At 61.5% G+C, this 16,221-nt stretch carries 17 protein-coding genes; 5 read left to right on the forward strand and 12 right to left on the reverse strand.

Annotation, left to right across the window (positions count from 1 at the left end):
• Nucleotides 1-31 precede the first annotated feature (31 nt).
• Nucleotides 32-703: an MBL fold metallo-hydrolase gene (locus V5N47_RS04590; RefSeq protein WP_338729678.1), complete on the forward strand. Its 672-nt coding sequence runs from the start codon at nt 32-34 to the stop codon at nt 701-703.
• A 2-nt stretch (nt 704-705) separates the two neighbouring features.
• Here V5N47_RS04590 and V5N47_RS04595 read toward each other — a convergent pair whose 3' ends face one another.
• The 4 genes from V5N47_RS04595 to V5N47_RS04610 all read right to left on the reverse strand — a co-directional run bounded on the left by V5N47_RS04595 (nt 706) and on the right by V5N47_RS04610 (nt 4,245).
• Entirely contained in the window at nt 706-1,023 is a 318-nt protein-coding gene (locus tag V5N47_RS04595; protein WP_338729679.1) for a CTP synthetase, read from the reverse strand.
• A complete protein-coding gene (guaA, locus tag V5N47_RS04600) occupies nt 1,023-1,940 on the reverse strand; it encodes a glutamine-hydrolyzing GMP synthase (protein ID WP_338729680.1) in 918 nt (305 codons plus the stop codon). Before guaA ends, V5N47_RS04595 begins: the two co-directional genes overlap by 1 nt.
• Nucleotides 1,940-3,580 carry a CTP synthase gene (locus V5N47_RS04605; protein ID WP_338729681.1) on the reverse strand — a complete coding sequence of 547 codons (1,641 nt, stop codon included), beginning with the start codon at nt 3,578-3,580 and terminating at the stop codon, nt 1,940-1,942. The genes guaA and V5N47_RS04605 overlap by 1 nt, the downstream gene beginning before the upstream one ends.
• Before the next feature lie 68 nt (nt 3,581-3,648).
• Nucleotides 3,649-4,245: a CocE/NonD family hydrolase gene (locus V5N47_RS04610; RefSeq protein WP_338729682.1), complete on the reverse strand. Its 597-nt coding sequence runs from the start codon at nt 4,243-4,245 to the stop codon at nt 3,649-3,651.
• Nucleotides 4,246-4,300: 55 nt separating this feature from the next.
• Here V5N47_RS04610 and V5N47_RS04615 point away from each other — a divergent pair, with 55 nt between their 5' ends.
• Nucleotides 4,301-5,107 carry a PspA/IM30 family protein gene (locus V5N47_RS04615; protein ID WP_338729683.1) on the forward strand — a complete coding sequence of 269 codons (807 nt, stop codon included), beginning with the start codon at nt 4,301-4,303 and terminating at the stop codon, nt 5,105-5,107.
• Nucleotides 5,108-5,151: 44 nt separating this feature from the next.
• Entirely contained in the window at nt 5,152-6,189 is a 1,038-nt protein-coding gene (locus V5N47_RS04620) for a hypothetical protein (protein WP_338729684.1), read from the forward strand.
• Here V5N47_RS04620 and V5N47_RS04625 read toward each other — a convergent pair.
• Nucleotides 6,186-6,647, reverse strand: coding sequence for a hypothetical protein (locus V5N47_RS04625; RefSeq protein ID WP_338729685.1), 462 nt, complete (start codon nt 6,645-6,647; stop codon nt 6,186-6,188). The two genes, V5N47_RS04620 and V5N47_RS04625, sit on opposite strands and share 4 nt — an antisense overlap.
• A 78-nt stretch (nt 6,648-6,725) precedes the next feature.
• Nucleotides 6,726-8,648, reverse strand: a complete 1,923-nt coding sequence (thrS, locus tag V5N47_RS04630; RefSeq protein ID WP_338729686.1) for a threonine--tRNA ligase — start codon at nt 8,646-8,648, stop codon at nt 6,726-6,728.
• 229 nt (nt 8,649-8,877) lie between these two features.
• Between thrS and V5N47_RS04635 the strand changes: the two genes are divergently transcribed.
• A complete protein-coding gene (locus V5N47_RS04635; protein WP_338729687.1) occupies nt 8,878-10,713 on the forward strand; it encodes a threonine--tRNA ligase in 1,836 nt (611 codons plus the stop codon).
• Between the two features lies 1 nt (nt 10,714).
• Here V5N47_RS04635 and V5N47_RS04640 read toward each other — a convergent pair whose 3' ends face one another.
• The 5 genes from V5N47_RS04640 to V5N47_RS04660 all read right to left on the reverse strand — a co-directional run bounded on the left by V5N47_RS04640 (nt 10,715) and on the right by V5N47_RS04660 (nt 15,291).
• Nucleotides 10,715-11,731: an NAD(P)-dependent oxidoreductase gene (locus V5N47_RS04640; protein WP_338729688.1), complete on the reverse strand. Its 1,017-nt coding sequence runs from the start codon at nt 11,729-11,731 to the stop codon at nt 10,715-10,717.
• Nucleotides 11,732-11,927: 196 nt separating this feature from the next.
• Nucleotides 11,928-12,965: a dipeptide epimerase gene (locus V5N47_RS04645; protein WP_338729689.1), complete on the reverse strand. Its 1,038-nt coding sequence runs from the start codon at nt 12,963-12,965 to the stop codon at nt 11,928-11,930.
• Complete coding sequence (locus V5N47_RS04650) at nt 12,962-13,975, reverse strand: DUF1611 domain-containing protein (protein ID WP_338729690.1); 1,014 nt, start codon at nt 13,973-13,975, stop codon at nt 12,962-12,964. Before V5N47_RS04650 ends, V5N47_RS04645 begins: the two co-directional genes overlap by 4 nt.
• 58 nt (nt 13,976-14,033) lie before the next feature.
• A complete protein-coding gene (locus V5N47_RS04655; RefSeq protein WP_338729691.1) occupies nt 14,034-14,918 on the reverse strand; it encodes a Vms1/Ankzf1 family peptidyl-tRNA hydrolase in 885 nt (294 codons plus the stop codon).
• 31 nt (nt 14,919-14,949) lie between these two features.
• Entirely contained in the window at nt 14,950-15,291 is a 342-nt protein-coding gene (locus tag V5N47_RS04660) for a DUF5802 family protein (protein WP_338729692.1), read from the reverse strand.
• Between the two features lie 116 nt (nt 15,292-15,407).
• On the opposite strand from V5N47_RS04660, the gene V5N47_RS04665 reads away from it, so the two are divergent.
• Nucleotides 15,408-16,034, forward strand: coding sequence for a DUF1405 domain-containing protein (locus tag V5N47_RS04665; RefSeq protein WP_338729693.1), 627 nt, complete (start codon nt 15,408-15,410; stop codon nt 16,032-16,034).
• 34 nt (nt 16,035-16,068) lie between these two features.
• Here the strand turns inward: V5N47_RS04665 and V5N47_RS04670 are convergent, their stop codons facing one another.
• Entirely contained in the window at nt 16,069-16,206 is a 138-nt protein-coding gene (locus tag V5N47_RS04670; RefSeq protein WP_338729694.1) for a hypothetical protein, read from the reverse strand.
• Between the last annotated feature and the right edge of the window lie 15 nt (nt 16,207-16,221).

Consider the following 16,221-nt stretch of genomic DNA (forward strand, 5'->3'; position numbering starts at 1 on the left):
GCCTCGGGGCTAGAGCGCGTTTTCCCACGTAATGGTCAATCGACTCGGAACGATTGGATGGTGGTTCGACCTTCGGGGCGTCAACGCCTACCTCGTCGAAGACGGCGATGCACTCACGCTCATCGACGCAGGCCACCCGTGGGATGTCAACGCCCTCCGCCGCGAGGTCGAAGCAACGGGCCACACCGTCCGCGACGTAGACCGCGTGTTGCTCACCCACTACGACGTAGACCACGTCGGCACGCTCGCCCGTCTTACCGAACTCTCTGCGCCCATCTACATCGGCACAGGCGACGCACCCTATCTCCAAGGTGACGAACGCCCGACGTGGCGAAATCGGAAGGCGGCCCTTCAGCGTCTCGCTGGAGCCGTGGTCAAACCGGTCTCGACGGTCGAGCGCGTCGAGAGTGGCGAAGAAATCGGCAGTTTCACCGCCTACCATACGCCCGGCCACACGCCGGGGCACGTCGCCTACGTGAGCGAAGAACTCTCAGTCTGCTTCCTTGGCGACCTCGTTATCGAGCGAAACGGTCGCCTCGAACCCTCGCCGTACATGCTCAGCTACGACGACGTGGCGGTCGAGCGAAGTATCAAGGCACTCGCGGCTCACGACGTAGATTTCGAAATCGCGGCGATGGGCCACGGCGTGCCCTTCGTGACGAAGGGGGCAGCCCGCCTCGACCGGCTGGCGGCCACCCTCTAAAATTAAACCAGCTCTTCTGCGACCGTTTCGACGGCGAGTAGGTCTGGGTCGATGATGAGTCCGGCCTGTCCGCGGACGAACTCCGGCACCGAATCGTCCGCGTACACGACGACGCGCAGGTTCTCGTTTATGTCCTTCGCGACCGGAATCGACGTGGCCTGCGAGACGTCCGTGAGGACGAGCAAGTCACAGTCGGTGATGCCCGCGTCTTCGAGCGCGGGGCGGTTTGCGATACCATCGAGATAGGTGACGGCAACGCCCTTCGCTTCGAGGGCATCGCCAAGCGCGTACTCGTCTTCCCCGATGACGATTGCATTCATTATTCGTATTCGATGGTTGCGGGCGGTTTGTGGGTTACGTCATAGACCACGCGCGAGACGTTGTCGAGGCTGCCCGTGATGCGCGACTGGATGCGCTGGAGCGTCTCCCAGTCGAGTTCCTGTGCGCGGGCGGTCATGCCGTCGCGGCTCTCGACCGAGCGGACGGCCACAATCCAGCCGTGGACGCGGTTGTCACCTTTGACGCCGGTTGCTTTCCCGATGACGGCGGCGAGCGCCTGCCACGGTTCGTACTCCTCTAACTCCTCTTCGACGATGAACGTCGATTCGCGGGCGACTTCCACCTTCTCCTCGGTGACTTCACCGATAATACGCACGGCGAGGCCGGGGCCGGGGAACGGCATGCGCTCTGCGATGATGGATTCGAGGCCGAGGTCGCGGGCGACCTCGCGCACCTCGTCTTTGTAGAGGTCGCGGACGGGTTCGACGATACCCTCGAAGTCAACCACGTCGGGGAGGCCGCCGACGTTGTGGTGGCTCTTGATTTCCCCGTCGGATTCGATGCGGTCTGGGTAGATGGTGCCCTGCACCAGATAGTCCGCATCGACTTCGTTTGCGACGGTTTCGAACTCGCGGATGAACTGTTCGCCGATGATTTGGCGTTTCTCCTCTGGGTCGGTGACGCCGGAGAGTGCGTCTAAGAAGCGGTCTTGGGCTTCGACCACGCGGAGGTTCTCCATGAAGGAGAACGTCTCGCGGATTTGCTCGGTTTCGCCCTTGCGCATCAGGCCAGTGTCAACGTACACGGGCGTGAGTTGGCCGCCGATGGCGCGGTGGGCGAGGGTGGCAGCGACAGAAGAGTCCACCCCGCCCGAAAGGGCGATGATGGCGTGACCGTCGCCGACGTCGTCTTGAATCTCTGCCTCGGCTTCTGGGATGAATTCGTCTACGTTTACCATTAGGCTTCAACCTCCGTTTGCTGCGCTTCGAGCACTGCCTTCACGAGCCCCACGAACGGCGGACTTGCCCGGCCGGGTCGGGACTTGAACTCGGGGTGGAACTGCGTGCCGAAGAAGTACGGGTGATTTGCGAGTTCGACAATCTCCATCCGGTTTTTCGCCTTGCCCGAGAACGAGAGATCGTCGGCTTCGAGTCGGTCGATGTACTTCGGATTTACCTCGTAGCGGTGGCGGTGGCGTTCGACACACGACGTGCCGCCGTACACCTCGCTTGCGAGCGTGTCCGGGGAAATCTGGGTTTCGTGTGCGCCAAGGCGCATCGTGCCACCGAGGTCTTCTAAGTCGTATTGCTCTGGGAGCAGGTCGATGACCGGGTGGGGCGTCTCCGGTTCCATCTCGGTCGAGTCTGCGCCTTCTAAGTCGAGGACGTTGCGCGCGTACTCGATGACGGCGAGTTGGAAGCCAAGACAGAGGCCGAGGAACGGAATCTCGTTCTCGCGGGCGTAGCGGATGGCCTCGATTTTCCCGAGGGTGCCGCGCGACCCGAAGCCACCGGGGACGACGATACCGTCTGCGTCGTGGAGGCGTTCCATGTGGTTGTCGGCCATCTCGTCTGAATCGACCCAGAGGATGTCTACGTCAACGCCCTGGTCGAGTCCGGCGTGTTTGAGCGACTCGTGAATCGACATGTAGGCGTCTTCGAGCGCGTACTTGCCAACGAGTGCGATTTTGACAGAGCCCTCGGTTTCTTGCGTAACGAGGTTGCGCCACTCGTTGTTGCGCTCTGCTTTCGGGAGCGCATCGGCTGCGAGGTCGAGGTGCTCCATGACGTACTCGTCAAGGCCTTCCTCTTCGACCATCAGCGGGACGTGGTAGATGTCCTCGACGTCGGCGTTAGAGAAGACAGCCTCCGTCGGAACGTCACAGAACAATGCGATTTTCTCTTTGGTCTCTGGTTCGAGTTCCGTCTCACACCGGCCAACGAGGATGTCTGGCTGGAGGCCAATCGAGCGCAGTTCTTTGACGCTGTGCTGGGTTGGCTTCGTCTTCTGCTCGCCGTTTTTCGAGTACGGGATGAGCGTAACGTGGGTGAGAAGCACATCGTCTTCGTCTTCTTCGTGGACGAACTGGCGGAGGGCTTCTAAATACGGCATGCCCTCGATGTCGCCAATCGTGCCGCCCACTTCGACGATACAGACGTCGTGGCCCTCCGCGGCCTCGCGGATGCGGCGCTTGATGTCGTCGGTGATGTGCGGGATAATCTGGACTGTCTTTCCGAGATAGTCCCCAGCGCGCTCTTTCTCGATGACGTGCTGGTAGGTTTTCCCCGTGGTGATGTTGTGGTCGAACGTCATGTCGATATCGAGGAAACGTTCGTAGTTGCCCAGGTCTAAGTCCACTTCGCCACCGTCTTCTAAGACGTACACTTCGCCGTGCTGATAGGGATTCATCGTCCCCGCGTCGACGTTGAGATACGGGTCAATCTTGACCGCGGTCACGTCGAACCCAGCGTTCGAAAGCAGTCGGCCAGTGCTGGCGGCAGTGATACCCTTCCCGAGTCCGGACATCACACCCCCGGTAACGAAAATGAACTTGTTCCCGAGTGTCGGGTCGTAATCCGTTTCGGGTTCCGTCGGCATACTGACTGTCCGCAAGCGTTCTTCAAAACCATTTCGGAGCGACGGAGCCACCGAGAGGGAGTCACACACTACAGGTGCGAGGCGAGAAAGTCACAGACACAACGGGCAACCTTCTGGGTCTGCCCGACGAAAAAGTGGTCAGCACTCAACTCATCAACACGATAGTCGAGGGCGCGCGCCTGTTCGACAACTGGCTGCCAGTTCGCCGTCGTGTCGCGGGTGGCGTACACCACCTGGGTCGGCGCTGAGATGTCCGCGAGCGCGGTGGCCGTGTCGAAGCCCGCCGGAAGCGAGCCAGCGGGCGCGAGCGCACTGACGGCCGTGAGGTCGTCGCGGTTCGCCGCCGTGAGCAGTGAAATTGCGCCGCCAAACGAGAAGCCGAAGATGCCGACTCGCTCGTAGTGGTCGTGCGCCCACGCGATGGCGTTACGGGCGTCTTCGCACTCGCCGCGGCCCTCGTCCCACGCGCCGTAGTCAAAGCGCAGGGTAGCAATACCGTGGTCTGCGAGTGCGTCTGCGACGGCGGTGAGTCGGGAGTCGGTTCGGCGGCCGCCGTGCTGGGGATGGGGCGGGCACGCGACGACGACGCTCGTCGCACCCGAGGCGGTGTCGTGGCTCGCCCGCACGTCGCGGCCACCCGGGATGAGAACGGGGTCTGCTGTCATTACTGACTGTTAGTGAGGTGAGAGTTTTTAAGGCCGCGCATGGCCAATAGCCTCCATGGGAATCTTCTCGCGCATGTCGTACGTCATCCGCTCGAAACTGAACGCACTGCTCAACCGGGCCGAAGACCCGACCGAGACGCTCGATTACTCCTACGAGCAGATGCGCGACGAGCTACAGGACGTGAAACGAGGGATTGCAGACCTCACGACGCAGAAAAAGCGCCTTGAAATCCAGAAACGCCGGTTAGAAGAGAACGTCGAGAAGCACAACCGACAGGCCCGCGAAGCCGTCAATCAAGACCGCGACGACCTCGCCCGCCAAGCCTTAGAGAAGAAAAAGCAAAAGATGGCCCAAATCGAGGAACTCGAGGGTCAGGTTGCGAGCTTACAGAACACCCAAGACAACCTCGTCTCGAAGAAAAACGAACTCCAGAACCGCATCGAGGAGTTCCGCACCCAGAAAGAGACCATCAAGGCCCGCTACGAGGCCGCAGAAGCGAGCACGCGCGTCTCCGAGGCGATGACGGGCGCGGGCAAGGAGATGGAAGACGTCTCACGCGCCATCGAGCGCGCCCGCGAGCGCACCGACGACATGGAGGCGCGTTCTGAAGCGCTCGACGAACTCCAGGATTCGGGCGCGTTCGAGGACGCGCTCTCTGATAAGGACTCCATCGACCGCGAACTCGAATCGCTGTCCACTGATAACGAAGTCGAATCCGAGTTAGAGACGCTCAAAGCCGAAGCCGGGAAGGGAACGACGAGCGCAGCGCCGGAAGCGGAAGCCGAGGCGGAACCCGAAACCGAGTCAGTAGACCCCGCGGTCGAAGCCGAACTCGAAGACATCAAAGAAGAAGACAACTGAGCGGCCACCAACCCTTTTGAGTCACGCGAAGTTTCTCGGCGTAGATGAGCAACGCAAGCGGCGAGCCGAGCGACACGATGCGAGCGCGCGTCCCCGAAAGTCGCGCCAAACTCTGGTTTCTCATGGAGGCGAATCGCTGGCTGGTTGCGGGCGTGATGCTTGCAACCTTCTTCTTCGCACTCGTGATTCTCGGCGCGCTCGACCCGAGCCTGATTCGCGGGACGATGGCGAACAAAGACCCGACTGAGACGCTGTTTCAGGCCTTTGTGACGGCCATCATCACCGGCGTCACGCTCGTGGTGACGCTGAACCAGCTCGTGCTCTCACAGGAACTCGGGCCGATTGGCGACCAGCACGAGCGCATGGAAGGGGCGATGCAGTTCCAAGCCGACGTCGAGGACACCCTCGAGACACAAGTGAGCCCCGCAGAACCCGCGCGCTTCCTCCGGACGATTATCGAAGCAACCGGCGAACAAGCAGTGCGGCTCGCGGACACACTCGACGGCGACCTCTCGGACGACGAACGCGAGGAGATTATTCGCTTTACCGACAGCGTAGAAGAGAACGCCGCCGGGGTGGCAGACCGCCTCGATGACGCCCAGTTCGGCACGTTCGACGTACTCTCTGCGGCACTCGACTTCAACTACTCGTGGAAGGTGTACGAAGCCCGGCGAATCCAAAACACGTACGGCGGGCAGGTAGGAGCGAACGCCAACAGTGCACTCGACGACCTCCGTGAGACGCTCACGTTCTTCGGCCCCGCCCGTGAGCACTTCAAGACGCTCTACTTCCAGTGGGAGCTCATCAACCTCTCGCGGGCGATGCTGTACGCGGCCGTACCAGCGCTCATCGTCGCCACCGCATCGATTATCTACCTCGATGCGAGCGCCGTGATGGGCACGTTCCTCGGCCTCGACATGCTTATCTGGGTTGTGAGCGCCGCAGCCGCCATCTCGATTGTGCCGTTCGTCATCCTCCTCGCGTTCATCATGCGGATTGCGACGGTCGCAAAGCACACGCTCTCGATTGGCTCGTTCATCCTCCGCGATACGGAGGGCAGTCACAAAACGGGCGGCGACTAGGCCGCGACGGGTTCTCGAAGCAGCGTTTCGAGTTCGTCCGCCCGACCAGCCGTGAGCGGGCCGGGGGCGTGCCACCGCACCTCGCCGTCGCGGGTGACGAGGAAGGCGTGCATCGAGTGTTCTGAGAGAATCTCTAACTCCCAGCGGAACGGCCGCTTGTCGAGGTACGCCGTAATCGTGCGTTTGCGCATTGTTTCGTCGTCACTATCGACGCGCAGGCCGCCACCGATGAACGGTTTGACGAGGCGATAGCTGCGGCTCAGTACGGAGAGTTCGTAGGACTGGAACCGCTCGTAGCGCGCGCGGAGATTTTCGACGAACGGTTCCCAGGAGTCTACAGCTGCCTGCTGGTCGCGGCTGAACGCGACGAACACGAGATTCAGGTCGCCCTCGAAATCGCGCGGCAGTCGAAACTCCGTTCCTGCTACAGTTGACCCTGTTACGGTTGGAAATTGCAACGCAATACACGTCGTGGCGGGGTTGCCAGACAAGTGGATATTTGCGGGCAAACAGAATAAACGTGCCTGCGAGTGTGCCTACGCGAGGAAGTCCGGTTCGAGGCGCTTTTCTTCCTGTTCAGATTCGAGGTGGGCTTGGAACTCAGCCAGCTCTACGCCGTTTCGGTCGCGCTCCTTACGGTCGCGAACCGAGATGGTGCGGTCTGCTTCCTCGTCGCCGCCGATGATGATTTGGTACGGCACGCGGTCGGTGTGGGCTTGCTGGATCTTTCGCCCGACCGTCCACGAGCGGTCTTCGATGGTGACGCGGAAGTCGCCGAGGCGGTGTTTGAGTTCTTTCGCGTACGGGATGTTGTCGTCGCTGACCGGCAGGATGCGCACCTGCTCTGGGGCGAGCCAGAACGGGAACTTGCCGTTGTAGTGCTCGATGAGCACCATGAAGAAGCGCTCGAAGGAGCCGTAGAGCGCGCGGTGAATCATCACTGGGCGGTGGTCTTCGTTGTCCTCGCCGGTGTAGGTGAGGTCGAAGCGCTCTGGCATGTTGAAGTCGAGTTGCACGGTCGGGCCGTCCCACACCCGGCCAAGCGCGTCCTCGAACGAGAAGTCGATTTTCGGCCCGTAGAACGCACCGTCGCCGGTTTCGACGCGGTAGTCGATGCCCGACTCGTCGAGCACGCTTTCGAGTTGCGTCTCGGCTTGCTCCCAGATTTCGTCGCTCCCGACCGATTTCTCGGGGCGGGTTGCGAGCGCGACTTTGTACTCTAAGTCGAACGTTTCGAGCACCTCGAAGATGAGGTCCATCGTGTCCTCGACTTCTGACTTAATCTGGTCGGGGCGGACGAACAGGTGGCCGTCGTCGATGGTGAACGCCCAGACGCGCGAGAGGCCCGAGAGTTCGCCGCGCTGTTCTTTGCGGTACACCTTCCCGTTTTCTGCGTAGCGGACGGGGAGGTCACGGTAGCTCCACGACCCCTGCTTGAAGATGGTCGCGTGGCCCGGACAGTTCATCGGCTTCAGGCCGTATTCCTCGTCGTTCACGTCGAGGAGGAACATGTCGTCGACGTAGTTGTCGTAGTGGCCCGACTGCTTCCAGAGTTCCGTGCGGAACAGGTGAGGCGTCTCGACGTAATCGTAGCCGAAGCTCTCGTTCAGCGACTGGCCGTAGCCTTCTAGCTGCTGGAGGATTTTCTTCCCGTTCGGGTGGTAGAGCGGGAGGCCGGGACCGGTGACCTCTGGAATCGAGAAGAGGTCGAGTTCCTGGCCGAGTTTGCGGTGGTCGCGCTCTTTGGCCTCTTCGCGCTGTTCTAAGAATTTGGTGAGGTCCTTCTCGGACTTGAACGCCGTGCCGTAGACGCGCGTGAGGGTGTCGTTTTCTTCGTCGCCGCGCCAGTAGGCAGAGGAGATGTTGAGGAGTTTGAACGCGCCGATTTCGCCGGTCGATTCGAGGTGCGGGCCTTTACAGAGGTCTTTGAACTCGCCCTGTTCGTAGAAGGAGAGGGGGTCGTCGCCTGCGGCCTCAGTTTCGAGGATGTCGAGTTTGTACGGATTGTCCTCGTAGAGGGAGAGGGCTTCTTCGCGGGAGAGTTCCGTGCGTTCGACTTCGTAGTCTTCTGCGATGATTGTCTCGGCTTCGGCCTCGATTGCGCGCAGGTCGTCGCTGTCGAGTTCGACGCCCGTGATGTCGTAGTAGAAACCATCGTCGGTCCACGGCCCGATGGTGAGTTTGGCCTCGGGGTGGATGCGCTGGAGTGCCTGTGCGAAGACGTGCGCGCCGGTGTGGCGGAGCACCGAGAGGTAGTCGTCGCTCTGGGGCGTGACGATGACGAGGCGACAGTCGTCAGAAAGCGGCGTGTCTTTGTCAACGAGGTCACCGTCAACGACGCCAGCGACCGTGTCTCGGCCGAGTCCGGGCCCAATTTCGAATGCCACGTCTTCGACCGTCGACCCCGACTCCATGTGGAGTTCGGAGCCGTCGGGTAACGTGACGACGATTTCGCTCATGGCCGAGGTAAGTCACACACGCAAAATAAGTGTGTTGAGACGCGGCCACGCAGCAGGCGTGCGAGAAGGTGTCAATCCACGACAGGTTTATGCCGAGCGGTCATGTGTTTCTAGCTATGAGTGTGTTGTTCCGGACAACACGTGGACTCGCCTCTTTCTAAGGAGCCGCGCCGCTGGCTCTCAGTTTGCCACGACTGCCCACATCCACGTATCCAACCCAAATCAACTAATGAAACTCCTGTTCATCCACGCAGACCACCTCTCGTTCGAGGCGAAAAAAGAAGCTGGCCGCGACATCGCGGAAACCGAGGGCGTCCCCATGTCCGGACGCATGGACGACTGCGTCACCGTCTTCATCAGCGTCGAATCCGGCGACGCAGCGAGCGTCGACGGCGTCGTCGAAAACGCCGCCGCAGAACTCCGCGACGTCACGACCCAACTGAATGCAGACAAGGTGGTGCTGTATCCCTACGCCCACCTGAGCGACGACCTCGCGCCACCCGACGTTGCAAAGCGCGTCTTCCGCGAACTCGAGGCCGAACTGAAAGACGAATACGAACTCCTGCGCGCACCCTTTGGCTGGTACAAAGCGTTCGAAATCTCCTGTAAGGGCCACCCGCTCTCAGAGCTTTCCAGACATGTGAGCGCCCACCGCGACGAGGAAGCAGAAGCAGAAGAACGCGCCCCCAGCGAGTGGCACGTCCTCACGCCCGACGGCGAGTTGCTCGACCCACTTGAAGCGAAGGACCAGTTCAGTGAGGACTTCCAGTCGCTCATCGCCGCCGAAGTCGAAGGCGTCACCGCGAGCAAAGGCCAAGAACCCCCACACCTCGCACTGATGGCCGAGAAAGAATTCGTCGGCTACGACGAGCTATCCGATATCGGCAACCTCCGGTGGTATCCGCGCGGGAAACTCGTCCGCGACTCGCTGATGCAGTACGTTTCTGACCTCGTTATCGACTACGGCGGGATGCCCGTCGAGACGCCCATTATGTACGACTTGGGCGCACGGTCGATTAGCGAGCACGCAGAGAAGTTCGGTGAGCGCCAGTACCGTTTCGAGTCCGGTGACCGACGCATGATGCTCCGCTTTGCCGCCTGCTTCGGGCAGTTTTCCATCATGCGCGACATGCACATCTCGAAAAACGACTTGCCGCTGCGAATCTACGAGATGAGCACCTACTCGTTCCGCCGCGAACAGCGCGGTGAGGTGTTGGGGCTGAAACGCCAGCGGGCGTTCACGATGCCCGATATGCACACCGCGACGAAGGACATGGCGCAGGCCAAAGCGGAGTTCGAAAAGCAGGCGAAACTCGGCTACGCGACGGGCGCAGACTTGGGTGTCTCGTACGAGGGTGTTTTCCGCATGACCAGCGCGTTCTACGACGAGCACCGCGACTGGGTCAAAAGTGTGGTCGCGGACGTAGGAAAACCCGTGCTCCTCGAACGCATCCCCGAACGCCACCACTACTGGTCTGCGAAAATCGACTTCGCCGTCATCGACGGCCTGCGTCGCCCCATCGAGAATCCGACGGTGCAGATCGACGTCGAAAGCGCCGAACGCTTCGGTATCGAGTACAGCGACGGCCAGCAAAGGCACCACCCGAACATCCTGCACTACTCACCGAGCGGGAGCATCGAACGGGTGATGGCCGCCCTCCTCGAACACGCCGCGACCGAGGACGTGCCGCGACTGCCGACGTGGCTCTCGCCGACGCAGGTCAGGTTCATCCCGGTGAGCGACGACCACGTGGCTTATTGCGATGAATTAGTGGAGAAACTGTCGGCGACGAGGATTCGCGCCGACGTAGACGAGCGCGCCGAAACGGTCGGCAAGCGCATCGTGAAAGCAGAACGCGACTGGGTGCCCTACTACGTCGTCGTTGGCGACGAAGAACTCGACGCAGGCGAGTTCAAAGTGAACCGACGCGCGGCGGGCGACGAGGTGCGCCACTCGTTCGCTGCGCTCCGTGAGGCAGTCGATGCAGAAATCGGAGACCGCCCGCGACGACCCCGCTATCTTCCGGCGCACATGAGCGCCCACCCGCACTTTACGGGTGCGTAGCTCAGGCGGTGCGCCAAATCGTCGAATCGGATTGCTCGCCAACCCACGTCGGTTTCCCCCGGCGGTCGGTGAGTGAGCCCTGTCGCTCCCACTCCTCTACGATGTGAGAGAGCCCATCGCGGTAGTCGCCAAAGTGCGGCCGCCAGCCCGTTTCCTCACAGAACGGCTCATTCGTCGTCGGCATCGAGTGACTGAAGAAATCGACGGCCGCTTTCGTGGTGCGAAAGCGAGCAAGCCACGCTGGGATGCGCCGTGGCTCCGATGCCCCGAGCAAGCGCGCGAACTCGCGGAAGTAGCCAGCAGTCGTGACCGGGGTGTCGTCGGTGACGTGCCAGAGCCCGTTGGTTCTGCGATTGATGACTGTCGTGAACGCGCGGGCTGCGTCGGCTGCGTGCAGACACGAGAGCGTTGCGTCTTTCCGGCCGAGGAGGCCACCGCCGATTATCGGAAGCTCGCCTTCGAGCAACCCTTGAGCGATGAGCCGAGTGTGGGCGGCGTCGGGAGCGTACAGCCAGCCACAGCGCAGGATACTCACGTCGTATGCATACTCCATGCGCGCGTCGATGGAGAGACGCTCTGCATCGACTTCCGATTGCGTAATCGCGGTTGGGTTCCAGTCGTCTTCCTCCGAGAACGACCCACCATCCGGTTTGCGCGCAACCCAGACGAGACTCTGTTGGACGTACTGGTCTGCGCCGACGTGTCCGGCCGCGGCGGTGAGGTGTTTCGTGCCTTGGCGTCGGATTTTGTCGTTGTGCGCCCAGTCCTGTTTCGTCGGCGCGCGCGTCTTTGGTATCGCAGAGGCCGCGTTTACCACGACATCTGCGCCGTCTGTGGCGGTGAGCAGTGAATCAAAATCAAGAACGTCTCCGCGCCGTGGCTCGCCGCCAGCGGCGCGAATCACGCCATCGCTCCGCGCAGACCGGCTGAGCCCAACGACCTCGTGGCCCTCGCGGGCCAGTTCAGAGACGAGTCTCCGGCCAAGGACTCCGGTCGCCCCAGCAACGAAGACGTGCATACCCCGGGGTTTGTGCTACAAATATAAAAGCGCACACACTTCTCAAACTACCTGAAATGTCCAGCTAGAGGTTCTCATTCGAGTTGATAGATGCATTGTCTGACACAATATGTTGTTATCATTAAGTTACAGCAGTGGTGACAGTAATGTGTGATATCACCCGAAATAGACACGGAAAACGGCCAAACAGGCGTACTTAGCGGTGGCGTGCGCCTGTTCCGGGACGTGTGGGGTCGAGTCCGATCGCTCCGCCTGGCATCGAGATCCCGTCATATCGATCTTCTGCAAGGAGCAATGAGCCATCTATGTCGGCATAGTCGAGCAATGGCGCAAGGTGGGCCGCCGCCGCGATTGAAGCGTTCGACTCGATCATACACCCGAGCATAACTTCGAGGCCGTGAGCGCGCGCGGTGTGGATCATCCGCTTCGCTTCGCGGAGGCTGCCACACTTCATCAGTTTCAGATTCGCGATGTCCACGCGGTCTGCAATCTGTGGGATGTCTGCGAGGGTGATACAGGACTCGTCTGCGGCGATAGGGAGCGGTGAGCGTTCGTAGACGAATTTGAGTCCTTCGGGGTCTTCTGCGGGAACCGGCTGTTCGACGAACTCGACGTCGTAGGTGTTGAGCATGTACGTCATCTCGACGGCCTCGCGGGGCGTCCAGCCCTCGTTTGCATCCACGCGAATCGTGGCTTCCGGGGCGGCCTCTCTGACCGTCTCGATGATTTCCTCGTCGCGGTCGGTGCCGACTTTGACCTTCAGGATGTCGTAGCCCGCGTCGACGGCCTCGCGGGTTTTCTCGTGCATCCGCTCTTTCGTGTCGATGCCGATGGTGAACGACGTGTCCGGTGCGTTCGAGGGGTCGAGTCCCCAGTAGCGATACAGGGGCAAGCCCGCGCGTTTGGCCGCGAGGTCGTGGAGCGCGATGCTCACCGCAACTCTGGCGGCCGGGTTCAGGTTCACGCGCGCCTGCATTGTCCGCTCGATTTCCGCTAAGGCATGGGGGTCGCCCACCTCCTCGACCACCGAGAGGAGCGTCGGGAGGACTGCTTCGACGGTGTCTGCGGTCTCGCCGTAGTGCTCCGAGGGAGCGGCCCCGCCAACGCCGACGGTTCCGTCGTCGTCTTCGATGCGGACGATGACGTTCTCTGCGACCTCTTGCGTGCCACGCGCGATGGTGAACGGATTTTCGAGCGGCAGCGAAACGCGCTCGAAGGAGGCGTCGAGGCTCATAGTACCTCATCCAGAATGGTATCTGGGTCGAAGCGGACCGGGTCAGTCGCGGGTGCGTCGATGGCATCTGCGAAGTCATCGACGGCGGCCTGTGCGTCTTCATCTTCAGCGATAGAGCGCGTGTTGAGCGCGCCAGCGACGACTTCGGTCTCGTGAACCGGGCGGGCGAGGTCTTCGTAGAGCTGTCGGTAGGTGCTGAAGTCGGGCAGCGCGAACGATTCGTAGCCGTGGATTGCCTCGCGTCCGGCGGCGTGACAGAGGACGAGTTTGTCCGCCATCGAGCCGTGGAGGATGCCGCAGGTGACCGCGGAGTAGGCGGGGTGGATGATGGTGCCCTGCCCTTCGACGAACAGGTAGTCGTGGTCGTTGCCTTTTTCGAGAATCATCTCCTCGACCGCACCCGCGGTGAAGTCAGAGACGACGCGGTCAACGGGGTTGCCCCAGCCTTCGATCATGATGCCGGTCTGGCCTGTCGGGATGAATTCGGCATCGATGCCACGTTCCTGTGCGGCGCGGGCGAGTTCGAGCGAGACCGTCATTTTCCCGACCGAGCAGTCGGTTCCAACGGTGAGGATGACTTCGGCATCCACTGAGTCTGCGATACCCTGCGCCACGGTCAGGTCGTCGTGCGGTTTGCGCACGTCCCAGATGTCCGCGCCGTGCTCGTCTGCGAGTTGGGCGAACTCCTCGTCGTCTTCTAAGAAATAATGCAGGCCGGAGATGACGTCCTTCCCGGCTTTGAGCGCCGTACGCACGTCGTCGCGCCACGTATCATCGAACCCGCCGCCAATCGGCGCGATGCCGATGACGAGCGCGTCGTAGGATTCGACTTCGTCGATGCTCGCGACGATGGGCGCGTCTTGGACGTCCGGAACCGTGTCGTGGACGCGGGTGTCGGGACTGTCCCGGTCGAGCACGGCAACGACGGTGTCGTCCGAATATCGAAGGATACCGAGTGCGGTTTTCGCCTCGTCGGGGAACTTCTCGTGTGCGAGTAGGGCAATGTCCATACCGATTGTTCGTGCGAGGGGTTCCTTAATTCTCGCGGAGGCGGAGACTGCTGGAACGTCAGACGCTCGACAATCGCGTCGTCCAGAAATCGTGGAAGGCTTCTGCAAGTGCCGCCTCGGGGTCGCCTGTGGCGTCGACCGTCCGCGTGGCGTCCGCGTGAGGTTTGAATTTGCCGAGCACCGTGCGCTCGCCAACGACAATAAGTCGGTCTGCGTCGGTCTGTTCGACCGCCGCAAGACAGCGTTCGACGTGGTCTGCGATTTGGCCCTCGCGGATGCGCTCGAAGCGCCCTTGCGAGAAGCCACCTTTCGAGTGGTTGCTTTTTACGTCTGTCTCGAAGCCGGTGAGCGAGACGCGCTCGCGGCCCTCGTATTCGCCAAGCGCGAACAGGTCAGACCGGACGAGCGCGAAGGCGAAGCTCCCCGTCGGCTCGAACCACGCGCGGTCAAACGCGAAGTGGTCGTCCCACGTCACGTGTGCGTCGGGCAAGAGCGGCGGTTCGAGAACGACGCTCACGAGGCCCGCATCATCGCCAAAAAAGACGCACGGAGCGGCCCGCGAGACGAGCGCGGCGCGGTCGCCGAGCAGGTCGGTGACTTCCGCGGGGAGCGAGTCTTCGACCACCGCAGACAGCGCGCCCTCCGGCTCGGTTTCCACTGATTCGAGCCGGGTGAGCACCTCGGAGAGTCGGTCGCCCCGGAGCCGTTCCTCGTGGCGAACCGAGAGCGACTGCTCGGTTTCTGGCTTGTCGAGCTTGCCTTCGAGGCCCGCAATCTGGTCTTCGAGGCGATTGACGCGCTCTTCTGCCTGCTGGCGGGCGTGGGCGGCGTCGGCGCGGCGCTCCTGTTCGGCCGAAAGCTGGCGTTCGAGGTGACGGGTTTCCGATTCGAGCTCCTCGATGCGTTCCTTTAGCTCCGTGCGGCCGAGCAGGTCGTCAAACATCGGTCGAACTCGGGGACGAACCCCCTTAAAATCAGGCGACTGTGCCCGCGATTCTGAGCAGTTGCTGGGCGCGCTCGCCGCGGGCGAGCCACACCTCGCGGCGCTCTGGCGGGTTGTCGAGTCTGAGCGCCTCGTGCAACGACGCGGGCACGGCGAGGGTGTACTCGGGGACGCCTGCGTCCCCATGAACCGAAAAGTGGCAGGTTCCGAGTTTCATCACGAGCGGGTAGTCTGTGCGGGCGATGCCCGCCGTGGCGTAGACCTGTTCGTTCACCTGCTCGTGTTGGGAGTGGTGCATCAGTGCAACGTCGCCATCGTACGGTTCGACGTACAACTGACCGACGTAGTAGCCACTTGAGAATCGCTCAAACATATTGGTATGTGTGAACATACCATGGTATAGCTGATAACTGTTTGCCAGCACGTTTATGTTGCCGTGCAAACACGGCACACGATACGCCTTTGGCCGCGGGGCCCGCCACTTTGAGTATGATTCCGGAGCGCTACGCGCGCTACTATCTCGAAAACGCGCCGAGCCTCACGTGGCTCATCTTCGCAAACGCCGTCGCAATCCTCGTCGGCGTCCGCTTTTACGTCGAGACGATGCCCGATGTTTCGACCTTCCTCTGGCCGTTTTACACCGACTCACCAGTGGCCGTGTTCTTCGCCACGCTCTCACTCATGGTGCTCGTCCCGAACCTTGGCAAGCGGCTCGACGAAGCGCCACAGAACCTCCCGCTTGTATATCTGCACACGATTGCGTTCGTCTGGCTCGTCAAGTACGGCATCTGGACGGCGCTCGCGTTGAATCTCGGGTTTTCCGAATACTTCCCCGCGGTGTGGGCGTACTTCGGCATCATCCTCACCCACCTCGGGTTCGTCGGGGAGGCCTATCTCATGCCCCACTACGGGAAAACGACGCGCGGGGCGCTCGCCTCCGCACTTGGTCTCATGTTGCTGAACGACTACATCGACTACGGACTGGGCTTGCACCCGCCGCTTCGCTACGAACCGGGTCTCGCGTTGCCGGTGTTGACTGTCGTACTCTCGGTCGGAACGGTCTGGCTCGCCTCGCGGGCGTTCGACCGATACGAGCCGACAGAAACCACCCAGTAAAGCACTTGCGAGGCAGACAGTGCTCACAGCGCATCTAGCGGCTCTGTAATCGCTCCGTAGAAATCAGTCGACGGGCGATGACCACGAGGCCATTGCCCAATCCGCTTGCGAAAACTGCGTGTTCTTCGGTCAGTTCGGTATCGTCCTTGCCATCCGATTGGATGGAACTCACAAAGAGGTTCTCGCG

It is taken from the genome of Haladaptatus sp. DJG-WS-42 (assembly GCF_037198285.1).
GTDB lineage: Archaea > Halobacteriota > Halobacteria > Halobacteriales > Halococcaceae > QDMS2.